Below are 20,418 nucleotides of genomic sequence, written 5' to 3'. Positions count from 1 at the left end.
CGTACGGCGTGACGGTGAGCGTCGCCCCTATGAGAAGCGCGACGGTGAGCGCCCCTCGTACCCGAAGCGTGACGGGGAGCGTCGTCCGTATGAGAAGCGTGATGGTGAGCGCTCCGCGTACCCGAAGCGTGATGGTGAGCGTCGCCCCTACGAGAAGCGTGACGGTGAGCGTCGCCCCTATGAGAAGCGCGACGGTGAGCGCCCCTCGTACCCGAAGCGTGACGGGGAGCGTCGTCCGTATGAGAAGCGTGGCGGTGAGCGCTCCGCGTACCCGAAGCGAGATGGCGAGCGTCGCCCGTACGAGAAGCGTGACGGGGAGCGTTCGTCGTATCCCAAGCGTGACGGTGAGCGTCGTCCGTACGAGAAGCGTGACGGGGAGCGTTCGTCCTACCCGAGACGTGATGGGGAGCGTCGCCCCTACGAGAAGCGTGACGGTGAGCGTCGCCCCTACGAGAAGCGCGACGGTGAGCGCCGCAACTCCCGACCGCCTCAGGGTTCCGATCGACGAAGCGTTCCGGCTGGACCCGTCGTGCCGGACGAGATCAGCGCCCGGGATCTGAACGGCGCTGCCCGCAACGAGTTGAAGACACTCAGCAAAGACAATGCCGAACAGGTCGCCCGGCACCTCGCGATGGCCGCGCGGCTGATCGACGAAGACCCGGCGCTCGCGCACGAACACGCACTCGCGGCATCCCGCAGCGCAGGCCGCATCGCCGTCGTCCGCGAGACTGTCGCGATCACGGCTTACGCCGTGGGTGACTTCGCTCTCGCGCTGCGAGAGCTGCGGACGTTCCGTCGAATCTCGGGGCGCGACGATCAAATCGCACTCATGGTCGACAGCGAGCGCGGCGTGGGACGACCCGATCGCGCGCTCGAAGTCGGTCGTGCCGTCGATCGCTCCAGCCTGCCGACCGATGTCCGCGTCGAACTCGCCATCGCCATGTCGGGTGCGCGTCTCGACCTGGGCGAGACCGAGCGGGCGCTGCAGGAACTCGACATCCCGGAACTCGACCCCGACACGGCGTACCCGTGGAGCCCGGGGCTGTTCGCGGCCAGGTCAGCCGTGCTCGAAGAGCTCGGTCGGACCGACGAGGCGGCGCAGTGGCAGCACCGTGCAGACGTGGCCGCCGCAGCGCTCGGCGAGATCGATGCCGATGCTGAGACCATCGAGGTCGATGAGATCGACGAGATCGAGATCGACGATCCCGCGGACGACGGGACTGCCGACAGCACCGACGACGAGGAATCCGTGCCGGAGGACGGCGCGGGGGAGCGCGCCTGATGGGACTGTTCTCCCGATCCCGGCCCACTCCGCTCGAGGGCGTGGACCTGATCCTCGCCGACCTGGACGGAGTGGTCTATGCAGGGAACGGCGCCATCCCCCATGCGGTCGACAGCCTGACTCGTGCGGCAGAGGAGCGGGCGCTCGGGTACATCACGAACAACGCATCGCGACGCGACAGCGTTGTCGCCGCGCACCTCACCGAGCTGGGACTGCCGACGCAGCCGCAGGAGGTCGTCACGAGCCCTCAAGCGGCGGTCCGCTTGTTGCGCGACACGATCCCCGGGGGAGCCACGGTGCTCGTCGTCGGCGGGGATGGACTCGTCTTCGAACTCGAGAAGGCCGGCTACGTCGTCACCCGCAGCGCGGACGACCAGCCTGCAGCCGTCGTGCAGGGCTTCGCCCCGGAGGTCGGCTGGGCTCAGCTCGCCGAAGCCGCCTACGCGCTGGCCCTCCCCGAAAACGAGGGCGGCATCCCCTGGATCGCGACGAACACGGACTGGACCATCCCGCAGGCGCGCGGCATCGCACCCGGGAACGGCACGCTCGTGTCGGCTGTCCACACTGCCGTCGGTCGCCTCGCGACCGTCGCCGGCAAACCTGAGCGCCCGATCTTCGATGAGGCGGTCGCGCGGTTCGGGGCGCAGCATCCGCTCTTCATCGGCGATCGGCTCGACACCGACATCGCCGGCGCGCAGGCCGCGGGGATCGACTCCGTCCTCGTGCTCACCGGTATCGACCGGCCCAAGCACGTGCTCGCTGCACCGACCGTCTCACGGCCGACGTACATCCTCGGCGACCTGCGAGAACTGCACGAGCCCTACCCCGAGACGATCGTCAAGGGCGACGTGACGACCGTCGGCGGGGCATCGGTCCGCATCGACGGCCCCGACGTCCGCATCCTCTCCGCAGGGGATCGCCCCATCGACCTCGTCCGTGCGGGTGCGGCCGCCATCTGGAGCACGGGTCGCGCGATCTACGGGTTCCGCGTGCCGGAGCAGCTCTACGCGGACCCGTTCCACCGACGCTGAGCGCGCCCGCCCGCGGCGTCCCTCGCGACGCGTAGGGTGGGATCCATGTCGATGGATGCCGCCGAGGGTGAGGCCCGCCGCGAAGACCTGCTCTCGACGCTCGAGGTGATCGAGGACCAGCCGCTCGCCGAGCGCGCCGCCGCCTACGCGCTGCTGCACGACGAGCTGGCCAAGCGCCTCGAGTCGGGCCCGCGCGACGCCAACGCATGACGACACGTCTCGACGCGGCCGTCGCGGCGCGCGGACTCGCACGCTCGCGCACGCACGCGGCCCAGCTCATCGACGCCGGACTCGTGAGCGTCGACGGCCGCCCCGTGGTGAAGGCGTCCGCGAAGATCGGTGACGATCAGGTCATCGAGGTCGCGGCATCCGATCACTACGTCAGCCGGGCAGCGCACAAGCTCATCGCGGCGCTCGACGCCTTCGGGGTCGATCCGCAGGGGCGCGTCGCGCTTGACATGGGAGCGTCGACCGGCGGCTTCACGCAGGTTCTGATCGAGCGGGGAGCGGCGCGCGTGCTCGCCGTCGACGTCGGTCACGGGCAGCTCGCCGCTCAGATCGCAGAGCTCCCGCAGGTCGTCTCCGTCGAAGGCTTCAACGTCCGTCACATGACGGCGGCGTCACTGGCCGACGCCTCCCGTGTCGCCGACACCCCGTCGGTGATCACCGGCGACCTCTCCTTCATCTCGCTCACGCACGTCCTTCCCGCGGCGGCCGCGGTCTGCGCTCGGGACGCCGACCTGGTGCTGCTGGTGAAGCCGCAGTTCGAGGTCGGGCGCACCGGGGTCCGCGAAGGTCTCGTGACGGATGCCGGGCGCCGAGCCGACGCCGTCGCGACCGTCCTCTGGGCGGCGTGGGACGCGGGGCTCGGCACGCACGGCGTCATCGCGTCACCGATCGCGGGAACACACGGCAACCGGGAGTTCCTCATCCACCTGCGTCCCGGGACGAGCGACGACGTGAATCCGACACAATGGTTGGACACCGTGAACCGACTGGCGGGAGCCGCATGACCGACGCGACGCGCAACATCCTCGTGGTGGCGCACGCGCTGCGCGAGAACACCGTAGAAGGGGCGCGGCGCGTCGTCGCGGCGGTTCATGCAGCTGGTCTGCAGCCCGTCGTGCCCGGAGACGATCCGGAGCTGGCAGCGGTGCTGGGCGACCTCGACACCGCGATCCTCGGCGAGGACGGCGTCGACGTGGCGGACATCGAGGTCGCCATCGTCCTCGGCGGCGACGGCACGATCCTGCGCGCGGCCGAGCTGGTGCGAGCGGCATCCGTCCCGATCCTCGGGGTGAACATGGGCCATGTGGGCTTCCTCGCCGAGATCGAGGCCGACGACATCGACGAGGCCATCGGCCGCGCCCTCGCGCGGGACTACGAGATCCACGAGCGGATGACGCTGTCGGTCGAGGTCCGAGACGCCCACGACGAGGTCGTGTACCGGACGTGGGCCCTCAACGAGGCGACCGTCGAGAAGGCGTCCCGTGAGCGGATGCTCGAGGTGATGATCGAGATCGACGGTCGTCCACTGTCGTCGTTCGGCTGCGACGGTGTCGTCGTCGCGACGCCCACCGGGTCGACCGCCTACAACTTCTCCGCCGGCGGACCGGTCGTATGGCCGTCGGTGCAGGCGCTGTGCCTCGTGCCGTTGTCGGCCCATGCCCTGTTCGCCCGTCCCGTCGTCCTGGGACCCGAGACGTCGGTCTCGATCGACGTTCTGGAGCGCAACCAGGGGCGCGCGGTGCTGTGGAGCGACGGTCGCCGATCGCACGACCTCCCGCCGGGCGCCCGCGTCGTCGTGCGGCGGTCGACCCGGCCGGTCCGCCTCGCACGGCTGCATCCGTCCGTCTTCACCGACCGGCTCGTCCGCAAGTTCCAGCTGCCCGTCGCGGGGTGGCGGGGCGCGACGGAGGCCACACCGTGATCGAGCAGATCCGCCTTCGCGACCTCGGGGTCATCGCGGGGGCGACCCTGCCGATCGGTCCGGGCTTCACCGCCATCACGGGCGAGACCGGCGCGGGAAAGACCATGGTCGTGACCGGCCTCGGCCTGCTCCTCGGTCAGCGCGCCGACTCCGGTGCGGTGCGAGCGGGCGCCGAGCAGGCCGCCGTCGACGGTGTGTGGATCGTCCCGGAGAACGGCCCCGTCGTCGAACGGGTGCGCGATGCCGGGGGCGACGTCGAACCCCTCGGTGACGGGCGCGCGGAGCTCTACCTCGGTCGCACCCTGTCGAGCGAGGGACGGAGCCGGGCGACCGTCGGCGGCCGCACCGCTCCGGCGGGAGTGCTGGCGGACCTCGCGGATCAGCTCGTCGTCGTCCACGGCCAGTCCGATCAGCTGCGGCTCACCTCCGCCGCTGCGCAGCGGGAGGCGCTCGACCGGTTCGGCGGCGTTCCCGTCGCCGAGGCGCTGGAGCGTTACCGCGCAGTGTGGGACGCGTGGCGCACCGCAGCAGCCGAGCTCGAGACGCTGACGACCGAACAGGACGCCCGCGCCCGCGAGGCAGCGGAGCTGCGCGCGGCCATCGCGGACATCGAGGCGGTCGACCCGCAGCCGGGGGAGGACGCGGACCTCGCGCAGCGTGCCGACCGACTCGCCAACGCGGAGGAGCTGCGCCTGGCCGCGGCGACCGCGCACGCCGCGCTGTCGAACGAGGACGACCTACCCGACGTGCAGGCGCTGCTCGCCGAGGCGCGTCGCGCGCTCGAACGCGCTGCCGGCTCGGATGAGGCGCTGCGCCGACACGCCGCAGTGATTAAGGAGCTCGGGTACCGCGTCGCCGACGTCGCCGGCGAACTGAGCGGCTACCTCGCCGACCTGGACGAGGGCGGGCCTCACGAGCTCGCGGCCGTCGAAGAGCGTCGGGCCGCCGTCAATGGCCTCATCCGCGCGCACGGGTCCCTCGACGCTGCCCTCGAGCTGCTGGCCTCCGGCTCCGCACGACTCGTCGAACTCGACGACGACGGGGACCGCATCGAGCGACTCACGGCCGAGCGCGACCGGTTGCGCGATGAGGTCGAGGCGCGGGCGGCGGAGCTGACCGACGCGCGGCGCGCGGCGGCATCCCGCCTCGGGGAATCGGTCACCGCCGAACTGCGTCATCTCGCGCTTCCCGACGCGACGGTGACGGTGGCCGTGGAGGCGGGGCCGGAGGCGTCCCACGGTCGCGATGTCGTCACGATCCAGCTCGCACCCCACCCGGGTGCGTCGCCCCGTCCTGTCGCCCGAGGCGCGTCGGGGGGTGAGCTCAGCCGCGTCATGCTGGCGATCGAGGTCGTGATCGCCGCGACCGATCCCGTTCCGACCTTCGTCTTCGACGAGGTGGATGCCGGTATCGGCGGGGCCGCGGCGATCGAGGTCGGCCGGCGGCTCGCGAAGCTCGCGGAGACCAGCCAGGTGATCGCGGTCACCCACCTCGCCCAGGTCGCGGCGTTCGCGGGCAACCACCTGTCCGTCGTCAAGGCCAGCGACGGATCGGTGACCGCGTCGAGCGTGCGGCACCTCGAGGGCGAGGAGCGTGCTGCCGAGATGGCGCGGCTGCTGTCGGGCATGTCCGACTCGGACGCGGCCCTGGATCACGCTCGCGAACTGCTGGCGCTCGGGCGCGCCCGCTGAACGACACCCGGGCGGTCACCGGGCTGGGCGGTCGGCGGGGCTGATAGAGTGAAAGCCCGTGACGGACTCTTCGGGCGCGGGACGCAAAAACAACGACATCACCAAGCACATCTTCGTGACGGGTGGTGTCGTTTCGTCTCTCGGCAAGGGTCTGACCGCCGCCAGCCTCGGCAATCTGCTTACCGCGCGCGGCCTGCGCGTCGTGATGCAGAAGCTCGACCCGTACCTGAACGTCGACCCGGGGACGATGAACCCGTTCCAGCACGGCGAGGTCTTCGTCACCGACGACGGCGCCGAGACCGACCTCGACATCGGCCACTACGAGCGCTTCCTCGACATCGAGCTCAGCCAGGCCGCGAACGTGACCACGGGTCAGATCTACTCCGAGGTCATCGCGAAGGAGCGTCGCGGCGAGTACCTCGGCGACACCGTCCAGGTCATCCCGCACATCTCCGACGAGATCAAGCGCAGGATGCGGCTGCAGGCCACCGAGGAGCCCCGTCCCGACGTCATCATCACCGAGGTGGGCGGCACGGTCGGCGACATCGAGTCGCAGCCGTTCATCGAGTCTGCTCGGCAGATCCGCCACGAACTCGGCCGCGACAACGTCTTCTTCGTGCACGTGTCGCTCGTGCCGTTCATGGGCGCCTCGGGCGAGCAGAAGACCAAGCCCACGCAGCACTCGGTCGCGATGCTGCGCTCCATCGGCATCCAGCCCGACGCTCTCGTCCTGCGCAGCGACCGGCCCGTCACCGAGTCCAACAAGCGCAAGATCGCGCTCATGTGCGACGTCGACGAGGACGCGGTCATCAACACCGTCGACCTGCCGAGCATCTACGACATCCCCTCCACGCTCAGCGATCAGGGCCTCGACGCCTACATCGTCCGCCGCCTGGGGCTGGACGCGAAGGCCGGCGACATCGATTGGACCCGCTGGAACAAGGTCCTCAACGCCGTGCACAACCCGAAGCACGAGGTCACGGTGGGTCTCGTCGGCAAGTACATCGACCTCCCCGACGCCTACCTCTCGGTCACGGAAGCCCTCAAGGCCGGCGGCTTCGCGCAGGAGACGAAGGTCCAGATCATCTGGATCCCCTCGGACCTGTGCGAGACGCCGGAGGGTGCCGCGAAGGCGCTGTCGGCCGTCGACGGCATCGTGATCCCCGGCGGCTTCGGCATCCGCGGTATCGAGGGCAAGCTCGGCGCGCTCAAGTTCGCCCGCGAGCAGGGGCTGCCGACGCTCGGCATCTGCCTCGGCCTGCAGTGCATGGTGATCGAGTACGCGCGCCACGTCGCGGGCATCGAGGACGCGTCCTCGAGCGAGTTCGACCCCGAGACCCCGCACCCGGTCATCGCCACGATGGCCGAGCAGGTCGACATCCTCGACAGGGGCGACATGGGCGGGACGATGCGTCTCGGTCTGTACGAGGCGGCGCTGGCCGAAGGCTCGCTCGCCGCCGAGCTGTACGGCTCCGACCGTGCGACCGAGCGTCACCGCCACCGCTACGAGGTCAACAACTCCTACCGCCAGCAGATCGCCGACGCGGGTCTCGTGTTCTCGGGCCTGAACCCCGACCTCGACCTCGTCGAATACGTGGAGCTGCCGCGCGACGTCCACCCGTACTACATCGCCACGCAGGCGCACCCCGAGCTGCGGTCGCGTCCGACCGAGGCGAACCCGCTCTTCCGGGGCCTCATCGCCGCCGCGCTCGATCGCCACCGCGCGAGCGAACTGTTCGACGTCGAGAACGAGGACTGAGCGATGACGGATGCCGCTCCGCTGCAGGACGAGGCCGTCGCCGTCGACGTCACACGCAGTGACACGGTCTACGAGGGCCGGGTCTGGAATCTGCGCCGGGACGAGTTCACTTATGGGGACGGGTCGATCGTGCGGGAGTACGTCGACCACACCGGTGCGGTGGCGGTCCTCGCGCTCGACGACGACGGGCGGGTGCTCGTCATCCGGCAGTACCGGCATCCGGTCGGCTTCCGTGACTGGGAGATCCCGGCCGGTCTGCTCGACGTCCCCGGGGAGGACCCGCTCGCGGCGGCCCAGCGCGAGCTCGCTGAGGAGGCGGACCTGACCGCCGAGCGCTGGCACGTCCTGTCGGACTTCTTCACGAGCCCCGGGGGGAGCGATGAGGCGATCCGGATCTACCTCGCGCGAGGCCTCGCCGACGCGCCCGAGGTGTTCGCCCGCACGGACGAGGAGGCCGACATCGAGGTGCGCTGGGTGCCCCTCGACGACGTCGTGGACGCCGTCCTCGCCCGCTCGCTGCAGAACCCGTCGCTCGTGGTCGCCGCCCTCGCCGCCGCCGCGGGCCGCGCCCGCGACTGGTCGACGCTCGGTGAGCCGGATGCGCCGTGGCCGGGGCGATCGCGCCCCGTGGGCGCGGACCGACCGCAGGCCTGAGAACCCGTGAGGCTCGCGCGCGCCGTCGACGCGTTCCTCCGGCACATCACGATCGAGCGCGGTCTGTCCGCGCACACGGTGTCCGCGTACCGACGCGACCTCGCCGGCTACCTCGACTGGCTCGCGCAGCACGGCGCCGAGGACACCGAGGTCGTGACGACCGAGCTCGTCACGAGGTTCGCGGCGGAGCGGGCGGCATCCGATCCGCCTCCCGCGTCGACCTCGCTCGCCCGGCTGCAGTCCGCGGTACGCAGTTTCCACCGTTTCCTCGCGCGGGAGGGCATCGCGACCGACGACCCGACGGTCCGGCTCCGTCCACCGAAGGCGCCTCTGCGTCTGCCGAAGGCGCTGCCCGTGGACGACGTCATCCGGCTGCTGGATGCCGCCGGCCCCGCACCCGCCGATGCGGCGCCGGGCGAGCTGATCGGATTGCGCGACCGTGCCCTGCTCGAGCTGCTCTACGCCACCGGCGCCCGCGTCTCGGAGATCGTGGACCTCGATGTCGACGACCTCATGCACGGCGAGGTGCTGCGGGTGCGGGGCAAGGGGTCGAAGGAACGGATCGTTCCCGTCGGGTCGTACGCCCGTGCGTCGGTCGACGCGTACCTGACGCGCGCTCGACCCGAACTCTCGCGGCGTGGCCGCGCGACGCCCCGCGCCTTCCTCGGCGCCCGCGGAGCACCGCTGTCGCGGCAGAGCGCCTGGCTCGTCATCCAGCAGGCCGCACAGCGTGCGGGGATCACGGCCCACGTCTCGCCGCACACGCTGCGGCACTCCTTCGCAACTCACCTGCTGCAGGGTGGCGCCGACGTCCGCGTCGTGCAGGAGATGCTCGGCCACGCCTCCGTCGCGACGACGCAGATCTACACGCACGTCACCGTCGACGCGCTGCGCGACGTCTACCTCACGTCGCATCCGCGGGCGAGATGACCAGGGCACTGCGGGGGAGTCGCTCCCTCGCCCGGGGCCCGGCGGTGACTAGACTCGGGTGAGCACGGCGAAGGCAGGAGATCAGTGGCGAGCAAGCGGAGCACGGCGGAGGCCACCGGCGCATCGGCGGCGGGTTCGGCGACCGACACCCCGATGGGGCCGACGGGACGTCCGTACCACGGCTTCCCGACCCCGCCGAAGCTCGACGGTCACGGCCCGGCGCGCATCATCTCGCTCTGCAACCAGAAGGGCGGCGTCGGCAAGACGACGACGACGATCAACCTGGCTGCGGGTCTCGCCTCGTACGGCCGTCGCGTGCTCGCGGTCGACTTCGACCCGCAGGGCGCGCTGTCCGCGGGTCTCGGAGTGCAGACGCACGAGACAGCCACGATCTACGACCTGCTCCTCGACCCGAAGCGCGACCCGAACGAGGTCATCGTCTCGACGTCGGTCGAAGGCCTCGACATCCTGCCCGCCAACATCGACCTGTCGGCGGCCGAAGTCCACCTCGTGAACGAGGTCGCTCGCGAGACGATCCTCGCGCGCGTCCTGCGCAAGGTCGCGGGCGACTACGACGTCATCCTCATCGACTGCCAGCCGTCCTTGGGGCTCCTCACCGTCAACGCGCTGACCGCGAGCCACGGCGTGCTCATCCCGCTCGAGTGCGAGTTCTTCGCCCTGCGTGGCGTGGCCCTTCTCATCGAGACGATCGACAAGGTCCGCGATCGCCTGAACCCCGCGATCCAGCTCGACGGCGTGCTCGCGACGATGTACGACCCGCGCACCCTGCACTCGCGCGAAGTCCTCGAGCGGGTCGTCGACGCCTTCGGCGACGATGTGCTCGAGACGGTCATCGGGCGCACGGTGAAGTTCCCGGACGCCTCGGTGGCCGGGATTCCCATCACGAAGTTCGCCCCCGAACACTCCGCCGCCCAGGCGTACCTGCGCCTCGCGCGGGAGCTGGTCGCCCGTGGCGCCGTCGCCTGAGGACGTCGCCGACGCCGACGCCGCGCCCTCCGGGGCAGAACCGACCGAGGCTGCGGGCGACCGGTTCCGTGTCTCGCTCGGCAACTTCGACGGTCCCTTCGACCTGCTGCTGACCCTCATCTCGAAGCACGAGCTCGACATCACCGAGGTCTCGCTCAGCAAGGTCACCGACGAGTTCATCTCCTATTTGAAAGGGCTCGACGACGACGCCGATCTCGACCAGGCGTCCGAGTTCCTCGTCGTCGCCGCGACGCTGCTCGACATGAAGGTCGCGGGGCTGCTCCCGCAGGGCGAGTTGGTGGATGCCGAGTCGGTCGCCCTCCTCGAGGCGCGCGACCTGTTGTTCGCACGACTGCTGCAGTACCGCGCGTTCAAAGAGGTGTCTGCCTGGTTCGCCCGCTGCCTGGACCGCGAGGGCAAGCGGCACACCCGGGCGGTGCGGCTCGACGAGAAGCATCGGCGCGCGGTGCCCGAGCTGGTCTGGACACTGTCGCCGGAGGACTTCGCCGCGATCGCGATGCTCGCCTTCGCGCCGAAGGAGATCCCGCACGTCGGACTCGACCACCTGCATGCGCCGCTCGTCTCGATCCGGGAGCAGGCGGCCGTCGTCGTGACCCTGCTGCGCGACGCCGGACAGCTGAACTTCCGCGAACTGGTTGCCGGCGTGACCCAGACGGGGGTCGTCGTGGCGCGGTTCATCGCGGTGTTGGAGCTGTATCGGCACGCAGCGCTCTCGTTCGAGCAGCTCGAGCCGCTCGGGGAGCTGACCCTGCGATGGACCGCCGAACGGTGGTCCGAAGAGAACCTCGCCACTCTGGGAGCCGACTATGACCGATGACGCCACCGAGATCGAGGCCCCGCCCCGCTCGCAGGAGCCCGCCGACGTCGCGCGGCGACTCGAGGCCATTCTCATGATCATCGACGAGCCGCAGAGCCTCGTCTCGCTGGCTGCGGCCGTCGGGGCGCCCGTGCCCGCCGTCCGCCAGGCGGTCGAGGAGCTCGTCGCGGACTACGACGGCGAACGGAGCGGACCGCGCCGCGGCTTCGAGCTGCGCGAGGTCGGCGGCGGCTGGCGCTTCTACGTGCGCGAGGAGCACGACGACCTCGTCGCCGAGTTCGTCAACGGCCAGGCGCCCTCCCGGCTGTCGCAGGCCGCCCTCGAGACGCTCGCCGTGATCGCCTACAAGCAGCCGGTTTCGCGCAGCCAGGTCGCCTCGATCCGCGCCGTGAACGTCGACTCCGTCGTCCGGACGCTCCTCGCCCGTGGCCTCATCACCGAGGCCTTCACCGACCCCGAGACCGGGGCCATCAACTACCGCACCACCGACGCGCTGCTCGGTCACCTGGGGATCAACTCCCTCGACGAGCTGCCCCCCATCTCCCCGCTGCTGGATGACGGCTCCGCGGGCTTCGAAGGAGAGACCATCCGATGAACGATCAGTCCGACGAGAACCGGGTCCGGCTGCAGAAGGTCCTCGCCAACGCCGGTGTCGCCTCGCGCCGCGTCTGCGAGCAGTACATCGTCGAGGGTCGCGTCCGGGTGAACGGGGTCGTCGTGACCGAGCTGGGCTCCCGCATCGACCCCGAGCACGACAGGGTCGACGTCGACGGCACCGCGATCCAGCTCGACACGAGCAAGCGCTACGTCATCCTCAACAAGCCCACCGGAGTCGTCTCGTCGATGAAGGACGACCAGGGCCGTCCCGACCTCCGCCGCTTCACGAAGGACTGGCCCGAGCGCCTCTACAACGTCGGCCGACTGGATGCCGAGACGAGCGGCCTTCTGGTCCTCACGAACGACGGCGAGCTCGCGCACGTCCTCGCGCACCCGTCCTTCGGCGTCACCAAGGTCTACATCGCGAAGGTGTCGGGTCGTGTTCTCCCGCAGACGATCGCGCAGCTGACCAAGGGGCTCGATCTCGAGGACGGCCCGATCGCCGCCGACAAGGCTCGCCTCCTCGACGCCAACGGCGACACGAGCCTCGTCGAGCTGACACTGCACTCGGGACGCAACCGCATCGTCCGACGCATGATGGCCGCCGTCGGACACCCGGTCCAGGAGCTCGTGCGGCGGCAGTTCGGCCCCCTGCACCTGGGCACGCTCCCAGCGGGGCGGACGCGCGAGTTGACTACAGTGGAGCGTGGTGCGCTGCTGACTCTCGCGCGCCAGGCGGAGACCCCGCCCGGGGATCCCACTCAGGAGCAGTTGTGACCGACGCCATCGACGCGCGCCCTCGCGCGGTCCGCACGAGCGGTCTCGTCCGCATCGTCGGCGCGGGGCTGCTCGGTTCGAGCATCGGTCACGCTCTGACCGCGCTCGGTGTCGACGTCGTCCTCGCCGATGCGTCGCCCGCTCAGCTGCGGCTGGCCGTCGATTACGGCGCGGGTCGCCTGCCGCGTGAGGACGACCGACCGAATCTCGTCGTCGTGGCGGTGCCGCCGGATGTGACGGCCGACGTCATCGAGCGCGAGCTCACCGCCTTCCCCGACGCGGTCGTCACCGACGTCGCGAGCGTCAAGCTCGAGCCACTGCTCGTGCTGCGCGAGCGTGGGGTGGACCTGTCGCGCTACATCGGAAGCCATCCCATGGCCGGACGCGAACGGGGCGGGGCGATCTCCGCCCGCGCCGACATCTTCTTCGGACGGCCGTGGGTCATCTGCCGGGACGAGGAGACGTCCGCCCGCGACCTCGCCGTCGTAGAAGGACTCGCGCTCGACCTCGGTGCCAGCCTGATCGAGATGAGTCCGGAAGAGCATGATCGCTCGGTAGCTCTCGTCTCGCACGTGCCGCAGCTCGTGGCATCCCTCCTTGCCGGACGCTTCGTCGGTGCCGAGGACGCCTCGCTCCGCCTCGCGGGACAGGGCGTGCGAGACACGACCCGCATCGCCGCATCCGCCCCTGAGCTCTGGGTGCAGATCCTCGGTGCCAACGCCGACCCGGTCGTCGAGGTGCTCGATGCGCTCGCGGCGGACCTGACGAGCGTCGCCCGCGCGCTCCGCGATCCCGATGCGCCGGGCGCGCGCCGCACCGTGGCCGACACGATCCGTCGGGGCAACGAGGGGGTCGAGAGGCTGCCGGGCAAGCACGGTCAGAACCGCCGTTTCGAGACGGTCGTCGTCATGGTGGACGACACCCCCGGCCAGCTGGGGCGCCTGTTCGGCGACCTCGGCGAGCTCGACGTCAACGTCGAGGACTTCCGTCTCGAGCACTCGCCCGGAGCCCAGTTCGGTCTCGGCGAGATCAGTGTCGTCCCGTCCGCGGTGACCGTCGCCACCGACGGCCTCGCCGCGCGCGGGTGGAAGATTGCGAGCCTCAATGACTGACCCCATCACCGTCGCCATCGACGGCCCTGCCGGCAGCGGCAAGTCGAGTGTGTCCAAGGAGGCGGCGCGCCGCCTCGGCTACGGCTACCTCGACACCGGCGCCGCCTACCGGGCGCTGGCCTGGCATGTCCTCGAGCATGGCGCGGACACCTCCGACGCGGCCGCCGTCGTGGACGCCGCGGGCGACTTCGACTACGCCATCTCGCTCGACCCCGACGACTACTGGGTGCGGGTGGGCGCGACCTCGGTCACGGAAGCGATCCGTGAGCCGCGGGTCAGCTCCGCCGTGAGCGGCGTCGCGCGGGTGCCCGTCATCCGCGAGCAGGTCAACGTCCTGTTCCGGCGCCTCGTGTCGGAGTCGGGCCGCCCCGGCGTCATCGTCGAAGGCCGCGACATCACGACCGTCGTCGCCCCCGACGCACCCGTGCGCATCCTGCTGACCGCCGCACCCGAGGTGCGTGCCGCTCGGCGCAGCGCCGAACTGACCACGGAGGATGCCGCGGCGGTCGCCGCCGCGCTGCACAAGCGCGACGCATCCGACTCCCAGGTCGTCGACTTCCTCACCGCCGCCCCCGGCGTGACGGTCGTCGACTCGACCGACCTGGACTTCGCACAGACCGTCGACGCCGTCCTGGGCGTCGTGCGGTCGGGAACGGAAGGCTCGCGATGAGCGCCGAAGACGACTACGAATACGAAGGCGGCCCCGATCAGCTCGAGGAGAAGCTCGCCAACCTCGACGAGGAACTCGCCGAGCAGCGCGCCGCGGCCCTCCGTGCCTCGCTCGCCGACTACGAGCTCGACGAGGACGACGACGATCTGCTGGCCGGCTTCACCGCCGGAGGCGAGGTCGTCGAGATGCTGCCGGCGCTGCCCGTCGTGGCGATCGTCGGACGGCCGAACGTCGGCAAGTCCGCGCTCGTCAACCGCATCCTCGGTCGTCGCGAAGCCGTCGTGGAGGACACCCCCGGCGTCACGCGTGACCGAGTGAGCTACAAGGCCGAGTGGATGGATCGCCGGTTCACGCTCGTCGACACCGGTGGCTGGGAGCACGACGCGAAGGGGATCGACCGCTCCGTCGCCGCACAGGCCGAGATCGCGATCGAGCTGTGCGACGTCGTCATGTTCGTCGTCGACGCGATGGTCGGCGCGACCGCGACCGACGAGCAGGTGGTTCGGATGCTGCGCAAGACCGACAAGCCGGTCTTCCTCGTGGCCAACAAGATCGACGATGCGCGCCAGGAGCCGGAGGCCGCCGCCCTCTGGAACCTCGGCCTCGGCGAGCCGCACCCTGTGTCCGCCATCCACGGCCGCGGCGTCGCAGATCTCTTGGACGAGGTCATGAAGGTGCTGCCCGAGGTCTCGGCCGTCGCGAAGAACGAGCTCGGCGGGCCCCGCCGCGTCGCGATCCTGGGACGACCGAACGTGGGCAAGTCGTCGCTGCTGAACAAGGCCGCGGGGGAGGAGCGCGTCGTCGTCAACGACCTCGCGGGCACCACTCGCGACCCCGTGGACGAGGTCGTGGAGCTCGGCGGCAAGCTGTGGCGTCTGGTCGACACCGCCGGCATCCGTCGTCGTGTGCACCTGCAGCAGGGCGCCGACTTCTACGCATCGCTGCGCACCAGTGCGGCTCTCGAGAAGGCCGAGGTCGCCGTCGTCGTCCTCGATGTCACCGAGTCGATCAGCGTGCAGGACCTCAACATCATCGACCTGGTGCTCGAGTCCGGTCGTGCCCTCGTCCTCGCGTTCAACAAGTGGGATCGCTTGAACGACGACGACATGGACAACGCCGACCGTCGTCGGTACCTCGAGCGCGAGATCGAGCAGGACCTCGCGCACGTCACGTGGGCGCCGCGCGTCAACCTCTCGGCCCGCACCGGACGTCACCTCGACAAGCTCGTCCCGGCGCTCGAGACGGCGCTCGAGTCGTGGGATCAGCGCATCCCCACGGGCAAGTTCAACGCGTTCCTCGCCGAGCTCATCGCCGAGCACCCGCACCCGCTCCGCGGCGGCAAGCAGCCCCGCATCCTGTTCGGGACGCAGGCCTCGACGCGGCCGCCGACATTCGTGCTGTTCACGACCGGGTTCCTCGACCCGGGCTACCGCCGGTTCATCCAGCGGCGCCTGCGCGAGATCTTCGGGTTCGAGGGCACGCCCATCGTCACGAACATGCGGGTGCGCGAGCGCCGGCAGCGCTGAGCCTCGGTCGCCTGCGCGTCGTCCGGTGACGGATGCCGCGCCCTGCCACGCGCTGCGTGAGAGGCTGGTCGGGTGATCATCCGCCCGCCCGACCCCGGTGAGCCGCGTCGTCCGCTCGGACCGCGCGACCCCGGTGACGCGTGGATACTCGCCGACAGCGGCGAGAAGTATTGGGGACGGTTCGGGGCTGCGGGACTGCTCGCGCACGACCCGGCCCGCGGCATCCTGCTGCAGCACCGGGTCTCGTGGAGTCACTTCGGCGGGACGTGGGGAATTCCCGGGGGAGCTCGCCACGAGGGCGAGAGTGCGACGGATGCCGCGATCCGCGAGTCGCAGGAGGAGGCCGGTGTGCCCGGCGACGCCCTGCGGCCGCTGTTCACGAGCGTGTTGGACCGAGACGTGTGGACCTACACGACGCTCGTCGCGACAGTGGAGCGTCCGTTCGAACCGGTCATCGCCGACCCCGAGAGCTACGCGCTGGAGTGGGTGGCGGTCGACCGCGTCGACGGCATGCCGCTGCATCCCGGTTTCGCGGGCTCGTGGCCCACGCTGCGCGAGGCCCTGTCGACGCGGGTGACGGTCGTCGTCGACGCGGCGAACGTCGTGGGCTCGACGCCGGACGGGTGGTGGAAGGACCGCGCAGGCGCCACCGAGCGGTTGCTCTCGGGCTTGTCCGACTTCTCGCGCGGCGGCGTGCCCGCCGAGGCGCTGGGACTCGGCGGGCACCGCTGGTTCCCCCGCGTGGTCGCGGTCCTCGAGGGAGCTGCCCGCGCCGCTTCCGATGCGGGCGAGCTCGAGGTGGTGCGCGCCGCGGGCGAAGGCGACGACCAGATCGTGGCGTCCGCCGTCGAGTCGGTGCACCGGGGAGATCGCACCCTCGTGGTGACGAGCGATCGAGGCCTCATCGAGCGCGTCCATGAGGCGGGAGCGACCACGCAGCCGGTGTCGTGGCTCCGCGGGCTGCTCACCTCGTGAGACGACTCGCCGGACTCTGTGCCGCTGTCCTGGCCGTGACCGTCGGGCTCGCGGTGCACCTGTCGGCGCTGGACGGAGCGGCGTCCGACATCGCCGCAGATGCGCTCTATGTGATCGCCGTCTGGGGTGGGCTCGTCCTCCTCTTCCCGGGATGGCGGTCGTGGATGACCGCCGCGGTCGTCCTCGCCTGGAGTGTCGCGGTGGAGCTGTTCCAGCTGACCGGCTTGCCGCTGCGATGGGCGGGGGAGTGGCCTCCGATCGTGCTCGTGTTCGGCACGGTCTTCGACCCGAGGGACCTGGTCGTCTACGCCGTCACCGCGGCCGCCGTGGGAGGGGTGGATGCCGGCACGCGCCGCGCGATCGACCGCCGAGCGGTGTCAGCGGCCGCGTAGCTTCTCGATGTCGCGCCGCTCGCGCTTGGTCGGTCGGCCCGCGCCGCGGTCGCGCACCGCGATCTGCGCGACGGGTTCCCGTTCGGGCGTCCGGTCCTCCGCCGCGACGGCGGCCAGCGGCGCGCCGACACGCTTGGTGATCGTCTGACGGACGACGAGGATGCGGTCGAATCCGGCGATCCGCACGCGCAACTCGTCGCCGGGTCGCACCTGCTGCGCGGCCTTCGCCTTCTCGCCGTTGACGCGGACGTGCCCGGCTCGACATGCCGTGGTCGCCGCGGAGCGGGTCTTGTAGACGCGGACGGCCCAGAGCCAGGAGTCGACGCGCACGGCATCCGCCATGTCACCCTCCTCCCGTACGGTGAACCCATCGTAGGCAGGTCAGGATGCCGCGAGCCGCCGCTCCACCCGGTCGAACATGGCCTGGTCGAAGGCGACGATGCGCGCTTCGGCGACCTGCGACGGCGTGTCCTGCAGCGTCGTGACGGCGGCGTCCACCGCATCGTCGAGCGGCCATCCGTAGATCCCGGCGCTCACGAGCGGAAACGCGACGGAGGTCGCGCCGAGCTCGTCGGCGACCTCGAGGGCTCTGCGGTAGCAGGAGGTCAGCAGGGCGCGGTCGCGTTCGCCGGCGGTGTGGTTCGGTCCGACGACGTGGATCACCCAGCGGGCGGGCAGGTCGCCGGCGGTCGTCCAGCCGGCATCCCCCGTGGCCAGGCCGTGAGGGAACCGCTCGATGCAGTCGGCGAGGATCTGCGGGCCGCCCGCGCGGTGGATGGCGCCGTCGACGCCCCCGCCACCGCGCATCGCCCGGTTGGCCGCGTTGACGACGGCGTCGACCTGCTGCTGAGTGATGTCGCCCCTGACGACGGTGACGCGGTTCATCTCGGTCATCCGGGCAGAGTAGTCCCGCGCCCGGACACGCGGAACCCCGTGGCGGTTCGCGGGAGGCGCCGGGACCGGCTAGGATAGGGGAGTTGTCCGCAAGGGCGACGAACCGGGATGTGGCGCAGCTTGGTAGCGCACTTGACTGGGGGTCAAGGGGTCGCAGGTTCAAATCCTGTCATCCCGACCGGTACCACGAAGGGCCCGCCATCTGGCGGGCCCTTCGTCGTCGGTGCGCGAGCGTGCGGCGTCCACCTCACTCGTACCGCAGCGACTCCACCGGATCGGCCCGCGCGGCACGGGCGGCGGGGAGTGTTCCCGCGAGGAACGCGATCGCCATGACCAGTACGATCACCGTGGCGATCGACACCGGATCGAAGGCGATGAGCGTCAGGCCGGGGAGGTCGGCGAGCAGTCCTCCGGCGAGCGCCGTGCTGATGGCGCTGCCGGCCGCCATCGCGATGATCGCTCCGATCGCACTGCCGAGGAGGCCCAGGAAGGCCGCCTCGAGGCTGAAGAGCGAGAACACGCGGCCCGAGCCCATGCCCATCGCCTTCATCAGGCCGATCTCCCGGGTGCGCTCCTGCACCGACATGTACAGGGTGTTCACGATGCCGAACGCCGCTGCGAGCAGGGCGATGACGGCGAACGCGTTGAGCACGAGCACGATGCCGTCGATGATCGTCTTCACCGTTCCGAGCTGGTCGGCGATCGTCGTGCCGGTATAGCCCTCGTCCGCCAGGCGATCCTTGAGCGCCGTGATCTCGGCATCCGTCGCCTCGGGGTTGAACCAGACCGTCGCCGACGCGTAGCGGTCGGCCTGCTCGGCAGTGAGCCCCGTGCTCTGCGCCGCGAACAGCGCGTCCTCGAACGCGGTGTTCACGAGCAGACCGCTGCCTGTCGGGCTCGCGATCGCCTCCTCGGCGACGCCTGTGACCGTCGCGTCGATCGTGTGCGGCGTGCGCTCGGCGTCCGTCACCGACACGGTGACCGTCTCGCCGATGGCGGCCTCGGCGTCGGCGAAACCGAGCGGCTCCACGTAGGTCACGGGGATCGTCACCTCGTACTCGGTCGCGTCCGGGTCCGGTTCCGCGCCGCTGGCGAGCACGACGGTCTGGCCGGGGATCAGGCTGCCGACAGATGCCTCGTACTTCGTCCCGTCGCCGACCACGATGTAGTCGGGCGAGATCGTCCGCACCGGATCGACGCGCAGCACGCCGTCGACATCTCCGATCGTGTCGATGTCGTCGGGCGTGAGGGCGGAGACGGTCGTCCCGGGGATGCCGCCGGACACCGTGTTCGGGTCGTACTCCTGCGGGCCGTCCGAGGCCTGGCCGGGGAGGCCTTCTTCCGACTCGGCGTTCTTCGTCACCGTCATGGCGTCGGATGCGCCGACGCCCGACACGGTGTCGTCGAGGTAGGCGTTGATCCCTGTCCCGAGGCCGCTCGTCAGCGTCAGGGTGAACGCGCCGACGAAGATCGCCAGGATGGTGAGGATCGTCCGGGTCTTGGAACGGAACGTGTTGGCGACCACAGAGGTGACGATGTCCGTGGTCCTCATGCCGCCGCCTCCTGCGCCGAGTCCTCGACGATGAGCCCATCGCGGATGACGATCCGGCGGTCGCAGCGGGCCGCGAGATCCTCGTCGTGGGTCACCACGATGAGCGTGATGCCGTGCTCGCGGTTGAGGGTGAAGAGGATGTCCTCGACCACAGCTCCGGTCTGCGTGTCGAGGTTGCCGGTGGGCTCATCGGCGAGGATCAGGCGCGGGTCGTTGACGAGGGCCCTGGCGATGACGACCCGCTGCTTCTGGCCACCGGAGAGGTTCGCAGCCTTGTTGTGGGCCTTGTCGGCGAGATCGAGCTGCTCGAGCGCCGCCATGGCGCGACGCCGGCGCTCGCCGCGTCGGACGCCGGCGATCTTCAGGGGCAGCATGACGTTGTCGAGGACGGTCGTGGTGCCGGTCAGGAAGAACTGCTGGAAGACGAAGCCGAAGGTCGGGTTCCGCGTCTTGTTCAGGCGGGATCCGCGGAGATGGGCGGTGTCGTCCCCGGCGAGGAGGATCGTGCCCGAATCCGCGGCGTCCAGCAGCGCCAGCAGGTGCATGAGAGTCGACTTGCCCGAGCCGCTCTTTCCGACGATCGCCACCGAATCGCCCTCATGGATACGGAAGGACACGCCCTTCAGCGCATCGAATGTGTTCGGCCCGCGGCCGTAGGACTTGCGGACGTCCCGGGCCTCGAGGATGGGGGTGTTCATGCGGAATCTCCGTTCGTGTGCGGTCTTCTCCACCCTCTGCGGCCCCGGCGGCGGACGCATCCCGCCGTCGGGTCGATCGCGTACCGCATCCGCGGTACCCGCCGCTAACGCGCCGAACGGATG

At 70.6% G+C, this 20,418-nt stretch carries 23 protein-coding genes and 1 tRNA gene; 19 read left to right on the top strand and 5 right to left on the bottom strand.

The features are described 5' to 3' along the window. Nucleotides 1–625, bottom strand: a 625-nt coding sequence (locus AB0259_RS06895) for a hypothetical protein (RefSeq protein ID WP_366235787.1), incomplete at its 3' end; no start/stop codon positions are given. Between the two features lie 6 nt (nt 626–631). Between AB0259_RS06895 and AB0259_RS06890 the strand changes: the two genes are divergently transcribed. The 18 genes from AB0259_RS06890 to AB0259_RS06805 all read left to right on the top strand — a co-directional run bounded on the left by AB0259_RS06890 (nt 632) and on the right by AB0259_RS06805 (nt 17,151). After that, nucleotides 632–1,282 (top strand): hypothetical protein, encoded by a 651-nt coding sequence (locus AB0259_RS06890; RefSeq protein ID WP_366235785.1) that lies wholly within the window; start codon nt 632–634, stop codon nt 1,280–1,282. Next, nucleotides 1,282–2,313, top strand: coding sequence for an HAD-IIA family hydrolase (locus AB0259_RS06885; RefSeq protein WP_366219910.1), 1,032 nt, complete (start codon nt 1,282–1,284; stop codon nt 2,311–2,313). The genes AB0259_RS06890 and AB0259_RS06885 overlap by 1 nt, the downstream gene beginning before the upstream one ends. A gap of 45 nt (nt 2,314–2,358) precedes the next feature. Continuing rightward, nucleotides 2,359–2,523 (top strand): hypothetical protein, encoded by a 165-nt coding sequence (locus AB0259_RS06880; RefSeq protein WP_251581276.1) that lies wholly within the window; start codon nt 2,359–2,361, stop codon nt 2,521–2,523. Then, complete coding sequence (locus AB0259_RS06875) at nt 2,520–3,326, top strand: TlyA family RNA methyltransferase (RefSeq protein WP_366219912.1); 807 nt, start codon at nt 2,520–2,522, stop codon at nt 3,324–3,326. The genes AB0259_RS06880 and AB0259_RS06875 overlap by 4 nt, the downstream gene beginning before the upstream one ends. Further along, entirely contained in the window at nt 3,323–4,243 is a 921-nt protein-coding gene (locus tag AB0259_RS06870; protein WP_251580436.1) for an NAD kinase, read from the top strand. Before AB0259_RS06875 ends, AB0259_RS06870 begins: the two co-directional genes overlap by 4 nt. Next, a complete protein-coding gene (gene recN, locus AB0259_RS06865) occupies nt 4,240–5,934 on the top strand; it encodes a DNA repair protein RecN (protein ID WP_366219913.1) in 1,695 nt (564 codons plus the stop codon). The genes AB0259_RS06870 and recN overlap by 4 nt, the downstream gene beginning before the upstream one ends. A gap of 58 nt (nt 5,935–5,992) precedes the next feature. Continuing rightward, nucleotides 5,993–7,693: a CTP synthase gene (locus AB0259_RS06860; RefSeq protein WP_366219915.1), complete on the top strand. Its 1,701-nt coding sequence runs from the start codon at nt 5,993–5,995 to the stop codon at nt 7,691–7,693. Between the two features lie 3 nt (nt 7,694–7,696). After that, nucleotides 7,697–8,347, top strand: a complete 651-nt coding sequence (locus tag AB0259_RS06855; protein ID WP_366219916.1) for an NUDIX hydrolase — start codon at nt 7,697–7,699, stop codon at nt 8,345–8,347. Nucleotides 8,348–8,353: 6 nt separating this feature from the next. Further along, nucleotides 8,354–9,277 carry a site-specific tyrosine recombinase XerD gene (xerD, locus tag AB0259_RS06850; RefSeq protein ID WP_251580440.1) on the top strand — a complete coding sequence of 308 codons (924 nt, stop codon included), beginning with the start codon at nt 8,354–8,356 and terminating at the stop codon, nt 9,275–9,277. Nucleotides 9,278–9,430: 153 nt separating this feature from the next. Then, nucleotides 9,431–10,264 carry a ParA family protein gene (locus tag AB0259_RS06845; protein WP_251581238.1) on the top strand — a complete coding sequence of 278 codons (834 nt, stop codon included), beginning with the start codon at nt 9,431–9,433 and terminating at the stop codon, nt 10,262–10,264. Continuing rightward, on the top strand, nt 10,248–11,102 hold the full coding sequence (locus AB0259_RS06840) for a ScpA family protein (protein ID WP_366219918.1): 855 nt from the start codon (nt 10,248–10,250) through the stop codon (nt 11,100–11,102). The genes AB0259_RS06845 and AB0259_RS06840 overlap by 17 nt, the downstream gene beginning before the upstream one ends. Next, on the top strand, nt 11,092–11,697 hold the full coding sequence (gene scpB / locus AB0259_RS06835; RefSeq protein ID WP_251580442.1) for an SMC-Scp complex subunit ScpB: 606 nt from the start codon (nt 11,092–11,094) through the stop codon (nt 11,695–11,697). Before AB0259_RS06840 ends, scpB begins: the two co-directional genes overlap by 11 nt. Continuing rightward, nucleotides 11,694–12,476: a pseudouridine synthase gene (locus AB0259_RS06830; protein WP_366219919.1), complete on the top strand. Its 783-nt coding sequence runs from the start codon at nt 11,694–11,696 to the stop codon at nt 12,474–12,476. The genes scpB and AB0259_RS06830 overlap by 4 nt, the downstream gene beginning before the upstream one ends. After that, a complete protein-coding gene (locus tag AB0259_RS06825) occupies nt 12,473–13,588 on the top strand; it encodes a prephenate dehydrogenase (RefSeq protein ID WP_366219920.1) in 1,116 nt (371 codons plus the stop codon). The genes AB0259_RS06830 and AB0259_RS06825 overlap by 4 nt, the downstream gene beginning before the upstream one ends. After that, nucleotides 13,581–14,258 carry a (d)CMP kinase gene (cmk, locus tag AB0259_RS06820; protein ID WP_251580445.1) on the top strand — a complete coding sequence of 226 codons (678 nt, stop codon included), beginning with the start codon at nt 13,581–13,583 and terminating at the stop codon, nt 14,256–14,258. Before AB0259_RS06825 ends, cmk begins: the two co-directional genes overlap by 8 nt. Continuing rightward, entirely contained in the window at nt 14,255–15,784 is a 1,530-nt protein-coding gene (gene der, locus AB0259_RS06815) for a ribosome biogenesis GTPase Der (RefSeq protein ID WP_251580446.1), read from the top strand. The genes cmk and der overlap by 4 nt, the downstream gene beginning before the upstream one ends. 72 nt (nt 15,785–15,856) lie before the next feature. Continuing rightward, nucleotides 15,857–16,759, top strand: coding sequence for an NUDIX domain-containing protein (locus tag AB0259_RS06810; protein ID WP_366219923.1), 903 nt, complete (start codon nt 15,857–15,859; stop codon nt 16,757–16,759). Next, nucleotides 16,756–17,151: a DUF2809 domain-containing protein gene (locus tag AB0259_RS06805; RefSeq protein ID WP_366219925.1), complete on the top strand. Its 396-nt coding sequence runs from the start codon at nt 16,756–16,758 to the stop codon at nt 17,149–17,151. Before AB0259_RS06810 ends, AB0259_RS06805 begins: the two co-directional genes overlap by 4 nt. Here the strand turns inward: AB0259_RS06805 and AB0259_RS06800 are convergent. Beyond that, nucleotides 17,137–17,493, bottom strand: coding sequence for a S4 domain-containing protein (locus AB0259_RS06800; protein WP_251580449.1), 357 nt, complete (start codon nt 17,491–17,493; stop codon nt 17,137–17,139). The genes AB0259_RS06805 and AB0259_RS06800 overlap by 15 nt on opposite strands. 39 nt (nt 17,494–17,532) lie before the next feature. After that, nucleotides 17,533–18,045, bottom strand: a complete 513-nt coding sequence (locus tag AB0259_RS06795) for an O-acetyl-ADP-ribose deacetylase (RefSeq protein ID WP_366219927.1) — start codon at nt 18,043–18,045, stop codon at nt 17,533–17,535. Between the two features lie 104 nt (nt 18,046–18,149). Here AB0259_RS06795 and AB0259_RS06790 point away from each other — a divergent pair. After that, nucleotides 18,150–18,223: transfer RNA gene (locus AB0259_RS06790), tRNA-Pro, on the top strand. 69 nt (nt 18,224–18,292) lie between these two features. On the opposite strand, the gene AB0259_RS06785 is transcribed toward AB0259_RS06790, so the two are convergent. Continuing rightward, on the bottom strand, nt 18,293–19,597 hold the full coding sequence (locus AB0259_RS06785; RefSeq protein ID WP_366219929.1) for an ABC transporter permease: 1,305 nt from the start codon (nt 19,595–19,597) through the stop codon (nt 18,293–18,295). Next, the gene (locus tag AB0259_RS06780; RefSeq protein ID WP_366219931.1) at nt 19,594–20,295 is read right to left on the bottom strand and encodes an ABC transporter ATP-binding protein; all 702 of its coding nucleotides are present in this window, start codon (nt 20,293–20,295) and stop codon (nt 19,594–19,596) included. The genes AB0259_RS06785 and AB0259_RS06780 overlap by 4 nt, the downstream gene beginning before the upstream one ends. Nucleotides 20,296–20,418: the final 123 nt, after the last annotated feature.

Origin of the sequence: Microbacterium sp. NPDC080005 (genome assembly GCF_040702445.1) — a bacterium.
Taxonomy (GTDB): Bacteria; Actinomycetota; Actinomycetes; order Actinomycetales; family Microbacteriaceae; genus Microbacterium; species Microbacterium oleivorans_D.
The sequence above is the reverse complement of the archived record's forward strand: the minus strand, read 5'-3'. Positions and strand labels throughout refer to the sequence as shown.